Source organism: uncultured Rhodococcus sp. (genome assembly GCF_963525155.1).
Lineage (GTDB): Bacteria > Actinomycetota > Actinomycetes > Mycobacteriales > Mycobacteriaceae > Rhodococcus_F > Rhodococcus_F qingshengii.
This window is the reverse complement of record NZ_CAURKP010000233.1, coordinates 1-6,861: the sequence shown is the minus strand read 5'-3', so window position 1 is coordinate 6,861 and position 6,861 is coordinate 1. Positions and strand designations below refer to the sequence as shown.

The following is a 6,861-nucleotide window of genomic DNA, read 5'->3' as shown; positions in this document are numbered from 1 at the left end:
TTGTTGAGAACCGCACTCAGATCGTCTTTGATCGTCGCGGGAGTCAGGGCCGTCTTGCCGGTGTTAGCACCGGTGACCGTGTACGTAATGGTGTCGCCGGCCTGAACCGTCGAACCGGAAACCGGATCAGCCGTCTTGGTCAGCGTGAAACCAGGCATGGGATGCGTCGTGCAGAGATTGGTTGCAGGATCGCATGTTGTGGGAGGAGTTGTTGTCCCCGGAACGAGGTAGTTGTTCAGGACTTTGTTACCACCGTCTTTGACCGTGACGGTGTAGGTGACTGTCCCTTTGCCGCCGGCTGGCAATGTGCCGCCGACTTTGATTTTGTCGGCGCCATCCAATGCAGCGGTGAGTCCGCCGGTAGCAGCACCGACCGCAACCGTTCCGTCATCAATGACGTCGGCGAGGAAGTCCGTGTAGTCGATCGGTGCCGGCGCAGTGCCGGGATTCTCGAAATTCAGAGTGTAGGTGATTGTTTGGCCGATATTGACCGTCTCACCGGTAGGTGGTGACGACGACTTCTTCACGAGAACCGGGGTATTGATGATCTTGCAGTACGCGTTGTCACCAGGTGCTAATGCTGTCTGCGCAACTCCACCAGCTTGAAGATTCTTGGCCACACCATTGACCTGGCAGTCCCACTTCGTCGCGTAGTTCGCGGTCTTGGTCGCCGAAGTAGTGGGCTTCTCCCAGAACGTGACGGGGGTAGGCGTCGTGTCAGCGAGGAGCATCCTCCAACCGGTGGAAGCGGTGGTTGCTGTAGCCCCCGTATCGGTGCTCTTGAGCACCTGCCCGCTCGCGGCATTTGCATCGGCGAAAGTACCGGTGCTTGTTCCGATGGTGAAGTCGTCGCCAGGACTGACTCGCGTAAGTTCCTTGTCGATCTTGACCCTCGGCAGCAAAATGCCGAACGCAACACCCTGCCGAGACGTGTCCGCTGTGGTGTTTCCGAAAGTGCCGGCGAAGGAAGTCGGCGCTGTCGCCGCCAGTACTACCGTTCCAGGTGAGTAATTCTTACTGAGGTCGTTGTCCCACCACGAGTTGCATCGAACCGAAGTCGTACCCACCCCAGTCAAACCATCGGCTCCGCCGACCGTGCCGTTGCACGCCCGAATCGGTGGCCATCCGGTGTCTCCGGGTATGCCCATGGTGCGATCGATCTGACGGAAGCTCTTGTCCGACTGGAACGACAGGAATTCCTTGTTGTTTGCGGCAACAGGGTCCGTCGATTCGGCATCCGCCACAACAAGCCCGTAGTTGTTGACGGCTCCGTTGGGCCCATTCATCACGATATTGTCGAGCTTGACTGTTCCGCCGGACTGGACCCTCGTCGACCCGTTCATGTCCGGAACCGTTTGGTACAAAGCAGGCTTGACTGTGTTGGGAACACCCGTATACGCGACAGTGCCGAGCGACGAGAATTTCGCCTCGGCAGGCAAGGGACGCGCAGTGACGCCCGTATGCGGCTTTGTCGTAGATCCGTCGATCGAGTTGACCAGCTTGGCATTGAAGCTGATGGAGTAGATATCCGTCAGCTTGACCGTCATCGGCTGTCCAGCTGCTGAGGTTGCGGCAGCCTGGTTGAACGTCGACATATCGATCCAGCAGATGTTCTGCGAGAGATTGCCGGTATTGGGCGCACTGAACGCACAGCCCGTGGGCGGTTGCTCGTCCGGCAGGACAGCAGCGCGAGCCGGCGCCTGAGCCTGAACGGGGCCGCCGAGCGTCGCGGCCGGCTGCGCTGACGCAACCACTGCCGTCGCGCCGGAGATACCGAGAATCATCGCGATGGCGGTCCATACCACCGTCCACGCTCGCATCCAGGGTGGGAGCCCTGCGGTGAATATGGCCGACCTTGTCGGCGGTATGTCGTTAGGCATTTCTTACTCCCCAGGATGTGCCTGATCGATGTTCGATGGACGGAGATGCGAGAGCGCTGGCGCGAACTCCCGGTTGATCGGTTGGTTCGGGTCGATGCGCCTGTTTTCGGCTGATCGACCTCACACCGGACGCTGTTGCCGGTCCTGTCATTCGAGCTCCTCTTCGGAAACACCTGCGTGTTGGAAGAGCCGCCCTGAACAGGACCTTGGCCCTCGAAATCCGCGCAAATCGAGAGCAACCTTCCAGTTATCAGGAACAAGATAACAGATAACCGGGAGCTTGCCCATCGAAAGTCGGACAAAGCAGACCGATCGACGTTTTTGTTCGTAGATCGGACAAGCTTCGAGGAGCAGTGTTGTCCGAGCGGACAATTCAGCCCTCGGAGTGCGGCACCGCGGCGAACGCGATGACATTCACCGTTTCCGCTGACCAGATCGGGTGACGACCAACCTCGAGGAAGATATGGAATCTGGACAAATGCCCAATATGGATAAGGCCTGTTGGATGCGCCACAGACCCTCGAACGACGTTCGGAAACCCCGTCCTGCATGGAGTCCGATCACGCGTGCGAGCCCGTCGAAATTGATCGAATTGATCCAGACCACACTCAGCGACGGCTGCCGGTAACGAAGCATCCCGAGGCTCCGATAATTGGATTGCGAGGCACCAACTTCGCCCGAAACCGGGCGGCCGCCTTCGATTCAAACCCAACTTCAAGTCCGTTTTGTAGCTTTTCAGGCAGAGCAGTTCTGCTCATTTTCTGCCGTAGCTATTTTCCGATCCTGCTCAGCTAGTCGAAAGTTCAGCGACCGTGGCTACCGCCCGGCAGAATTCTCGTAACTGACGAGCAACAACCGGACTAACCAGCCAAGCGTCACAAGAGTGCCAAAAAGGGCCCTTCCGCGTGCCTCGAGGCAAATGCATCGAGGGCGAAAGGGCCCGAACCGGGCACCACGGAGCCAAGGGCCCCGCCGCAAACTAGCTGCTGCCGAACCCCACACTGTTGGCGTAGCGATCGAAATCGCCCTGGGCTCCGCTGTAGACGTTGATATCAGTGTTTCCGGTGATTCCGGGGATGCGTCCGGTGCTGGTGTACTGCCAGAAAGTCCAGTTGGACCAACCGCCGGGTAGCGGCCCCGGTGCGTTCTGCCCGTTGTAATCGGCGATCCACAGCGGGTAGTGGTTGAACTCGGTGGTGTTGGCCATCTGAGTACGCCAGAAGTTGGGATACGTGTAAATGATGGGCTGCCGCCCGGTGAGTGCCTGGACTGTATTCAAGTAGCGATGAGTCCAGTCGATGACCTGCCCGGCGGGCAGTCCCTTCGCGTCCTCGAGATCCAGAACGGGCGGGAGGTCACCAGGTCCGTTGATACCCAGGACGATCGCCGAATAGAAGGCGGCCTGGGCTTCGGGGGACTGGCGAACGTCTGCGTAGTGGTAGGCCCCGCGCGAGACGCCGGCAGCACGCATGACCAGGCAATCCTGGATGAAGTACGGATTGACGTAGTTGAGCGACTCGGTGGCCTTGACCATCGCGAACTCGTGCCCTGACGCCTTGACCTGGAACCAGTCGATTCCGGTTCCGTCCACGTGTTGCCACGAAGAGACGTCCGGGCCACGGGGAGCGTCGGCAGCGGCGAGGCCAGGTGCCGTGATCGCGATGGCAGCTGCCATCGCGATCGGGGTGAGCTTGCCCAGTGTCCTGACGATCCGTCGCTCGACCATTTCCCGAGACTAAGGTCGACTAGTCCGTTTTGTCCCCTAATTCAGGGAATGTTCACTCAACCGAGCCAATCGAGAACAGCCGCAGCGGTCCACGACTGTTGCATACTGCCCAGCGGCTCACCGGTGAAAGGCTCGTAGTATTCGGCAAAACTGCCATCGCTGGCCTGCCGCAACCCCTCCGAACGCAAGACGTGCGATCTCTCGGCCCACCCCCGACGCGCGAACGCCCACGAGAACAACCACGTGATCACCGGCCACACCGGGCCACGCCAATACTCCCGGGGACGGAAATCGCCGGAAACCGGAGACGTCGACGGTGGGACAGCAAACCGCATGTCCGGGTGACCACAGAATTTGGGCCCCTCGAAAGTGCGCAACAGAGCGCGCTCGGCATCGCGGCTCAGGCCGCCGCACAGCAACGGCGCAAACATCGCGATGGTCTCGGTATGAACCCATCGCCCGGTGCGAAGATCGAAATCCTTTGCTGCACCTGATCGTTCATCGGTGGTGGCAATCACCCCCTGCCGGAATCGATCTGCCCAACCGCGCAGATCACGGACGTCGGAGTTCGGCCGCGAATGCTCCTCACCGATAGTTGCCAAGACGTCGCATGCCATCGAGAAAACCGCACTGACAAACACGTCCTCGACGGCAAAACTCATGGCAGTGGCGAGTTGAGAATCCTCGTACCGCACGGCCTTCATCTCTTCGAGAAGCCAAAGGTAGCGGTCGTATTCGTTATCCGTGGGCCGCTGAGACAGGTCCGTCACCACAGCGAGATCAGCACGCTGATACGCAGGAACTTGTCCCGCAACAACATTCGCGTACGCCAGATCCCACCGCGGAGAGTTGTCCATCCCAGATTCCCACCCGTGATAGAGCGCGATACGGCCGTTGCCGTCGAGATCGCGGGCCTCCGCCAACCACCGGTGCCACCGAACCAGATCGCTCCAGCGTCGGTCGAGGAACTCTTCCGCGACCGCACGCGTCGTACGTCCGTGCCGACGCGAATGATCGAGAATCCGCTGCACCGCGATCGCGTGAACGGGGGGTTGGGTGATTCCCGATGTAGCGGTACCCAAAGGAGCATGCGCTGCCAACGCATTGACATCCCACCGCGTCGGGCCGGGGAAGTAGCCGTCGACACCGTTCGCGAACACGATGTGCGGAATCATTCCGTTCTTCCACTGAGCCGAGAGCAAGGTATCGAGCTCTACTACCGCCCGTTCGACGCTGAGCGGCGCCAGACCTACCGCCACGAACGCGGCGTCCCAGCTCCACATGTGGGGATACAGCTTCGGGGCAGCGCTGGTCATCGTGCCCAGGTCGTTTCCGCGCAGCAAGTAGGCAGCTCGGGCGGCGAGCTGAGTCGGGGTAAATCCGCGGTCGGCCATAGATGTCTATTTTGCGACGCGTCGAGCCTTTGCGCTCACCGAGCACGAATCCGGCGCTGCAGCCGCAATAATGAAGGAAGTCCGTCAGGTGATCTCGGAGTGGAGGCCTAGTGCGCGAGAAGATCAAAGCACTGCTGTTCGACGTCCAGGGCACAGCGACCGATTTTCACAGCACACTGTGCCGAGAGGCCCGTCGAATCACCGACGCCGACGTGGACTGGCCAAGATTCGTCAATCTCTGGCGCGCTGAGTACTTCGCGAACACCTCCGAGGCCGACGACTCCACAGGCGAATGGGTGACAGTACATTCGGTGTACCGCGAGGCTCTGCGCAAGCTGTTGGCCCGCGAGAGCATCGAACTTTCCGATGCCGAACAGGAAGAACTCACCACCGCCTGGAAATTCCTGGACCCGTGGCCCGACACTGTCGCCGGCCTGACAACCCTGCGCCAGCAGTACACAATCGCTGCCTTGTCCAACGCCGACGTGAATGCCGCAGTCAGCATCTCCCGGCACGGAAATCTGCCATGGCATGCCGTCTTCACTGCCGAAATGGCCGGCGTCTTCAAACCAGATCCGAAGATCTACCACCTGGCTGCTCGATATCTCGGGTACGACCCGGCCGAGATCATGATGGTTGCCAGTCACAAATATGACATCCGGGCAGCCAAAGCTCTCGGATTCCGCACAGCCTTCATAGCTCGACCACTCGAATTCGGAGCCAGGGGCAATCCCGATGTGTCCTTCTCCGACGAGTTCGACATCAACGCCGAGGACTTTCTCGATCTGGCAGCGCAATTGGTCCACTGATCCCGTGCCTGCGCGTCGTTGCTGGTATTCCTACGTGAAGGAATATCGAAACGGACAGGCGGTTTGGAATTCATGGGCACCAAGGAAGACAGCGCTACCCGCGAACGCAAGGCCCTGCGGTACTCGCTCGTGGTCGCAACGGCGTTGGCTGTGCTCGCCGCATTCTGGGGCTGGATCTCGCAGTCCCAGGTGATCCTGCTCGACGGTGTGTACGCCCTCATCGGAATGGTGTTGACGGCGATCTCACTGCGGGTCTCGCGGATAGCCGACTCGGGCCCCACCGCACGCTTCCCGTTCGGTAAGGAGGCATTGATCCCGGTCGTCATCGCTGTCCAGGGCATGGCACTACTGGCGACGCTCGCCTACGCCGCAGTCGAGGCAGTTCGTGTCATCCTCGCGGGCGGAGCCGACGTCACCGCGGGGTCTCTGGTGGCATACGGCGCTGTCAGCGCGGTGGTGTCGATCATCATCTGGCGCTACGTCCGACAAGTCGACCGCACATCCGATCTGCTCGTCGCCGAAGCCAGGCAATGGGGAGCGTCGGCTGCCTTCAGCGCGCTGGTCGCGGTCGGTGCTGTCGTCGCAATGATCCTGGGCCGCACCGATTTTTCCGACGCCGACCGATATGTCGACTCCGTCTTGGTCCTCCTCGGCTGTGCGATGCTGGTCCCGCAACCGTACGCACTTCTGCGAACCGCACTGATCGAACTCCTCGAAGGTGCTCCCGGCGAAAACGTTCAGGCCCGCGTGCACGAAGCCATCGCCGTCGTCCGCGACGAATTCGGTTTGGACGAACCGACTCTCACCATGAGCAAGGTGGGTCGCAAGCTGTATGTCGAAGCGACGTTCATGGTCGCGCCACACAGCTGGGACATCGACGGTGAAGACGCAGTACGACGCTCGTTCGCCACCAGCCTCGCCGATCTCCCCTACGAACCGTGGCTGAACATCGAACTGACTACAGATCCGGCGCTGATGCTCTAGCGACGGAATCTGCTCTCGAACAACAGAATCACGACGGCCGGGCCCACCTCACCTTCTCGAAAACGTCC

Annotated in this window: 4 protein-coding genes and 1 pseudogene; 2 read left to right on the top strand and 3 right to left on the bottom strand. The window is 60.4% G+C overall.

All coding sequences use genetic code 11. The features are described 5' to 3' along the window. The 3 genes and pseudogenes from RWT78_RS26720 to RWT78_RS26710 form a co-directional block, all read right to left on the bottom strand. A pseudogene (locus RWT78_RS26720) lies at positions 1 to 1,880 on the bottom strand (isopeptide-forming domain-containing fimbrial protein); the annotation flags it as partial. Positions 1,881 to 2,859: 979 nt separating this feature from the next. After that, a complete protein-coding gene (locus RWT78_RS26715; protein WP_370334015.1) occupies positions 2,860 to 3,555 on the bottom strand; it encodes a glycoside hydrolase family 25 protein in 696 nt (231 codons plus the stop codon). A gap of 107 nt (positions 3,556 to 3,662) precedes the next feature. Further along, complete coding sequence (locus RWT78_RS26710; protein WP_042449890.1) at positions 3,663 to 5,000, bottom strand: amylo-alpha-1,6-glucosidase; 1,338 nt, start codon at positions 4,998 to 5,000, stop codon at positions 3,663 to 3,665. A 110-nt stretch (positions 5,001 to 5,110) separates the two neighbouring features. Between RWT78_RS26710 and RWT78_RS26705 the strand changes: the two genes are divergently transcribed. Both RWT78_RS26705 and RWT78_RS26700 read left to right on the top strand, forming a co-directional pair. Continuing rightward, entirely contained in the window at positions 5,111 to 5,809 is a 699-nt protein-coding gene (locus tag RWT78_RS26705; protein ID WP_007735269.1) for a haloacid dehalogenase type II, read from the top strand. A gap of 72 nt (positions 5,810 to 5,881) precedes the next feature. After that, positions 5,882 to 6,793: a cation transporter gene (locus RWT78_RS26700; protein ID WP_234552178.1), complete on the top strand. Its 912-nt coding sequence runs from the start codon at positions 5,882 to 5,884 to the stop codon at positions 6,791 to 6,793. Positions 6,794 to 6,861: the final 68 nt, after the last annotated feature.

What these genes read in the sequence shown, in the direction of transcription:
- RWT78_RS26715 (WP_370334015.1), bottom strand. Translation starts at nt 3,555, where the DNA reads ATGGCAGCTGCCATCGCGATCACGGCACCTGGCCTCGCCGCTGCCGAC.
- RWT78_RS26710 (WP_042449890.1), bottom strand. Translation starts at nt 5,000, where the DNA reads ATGGCCGACCGCGGATTTACCCCGACTCAGCTCGCCGCCCGAGCTGCC.
- RWT78_RS26700 (WP_234552178.1), top strand. Translation starts at nt 5,882, where the DNA reads ATGGGCACCAAGGAAGACAGCGCTACCCGCGAACGCAAGGCCCTGCGG.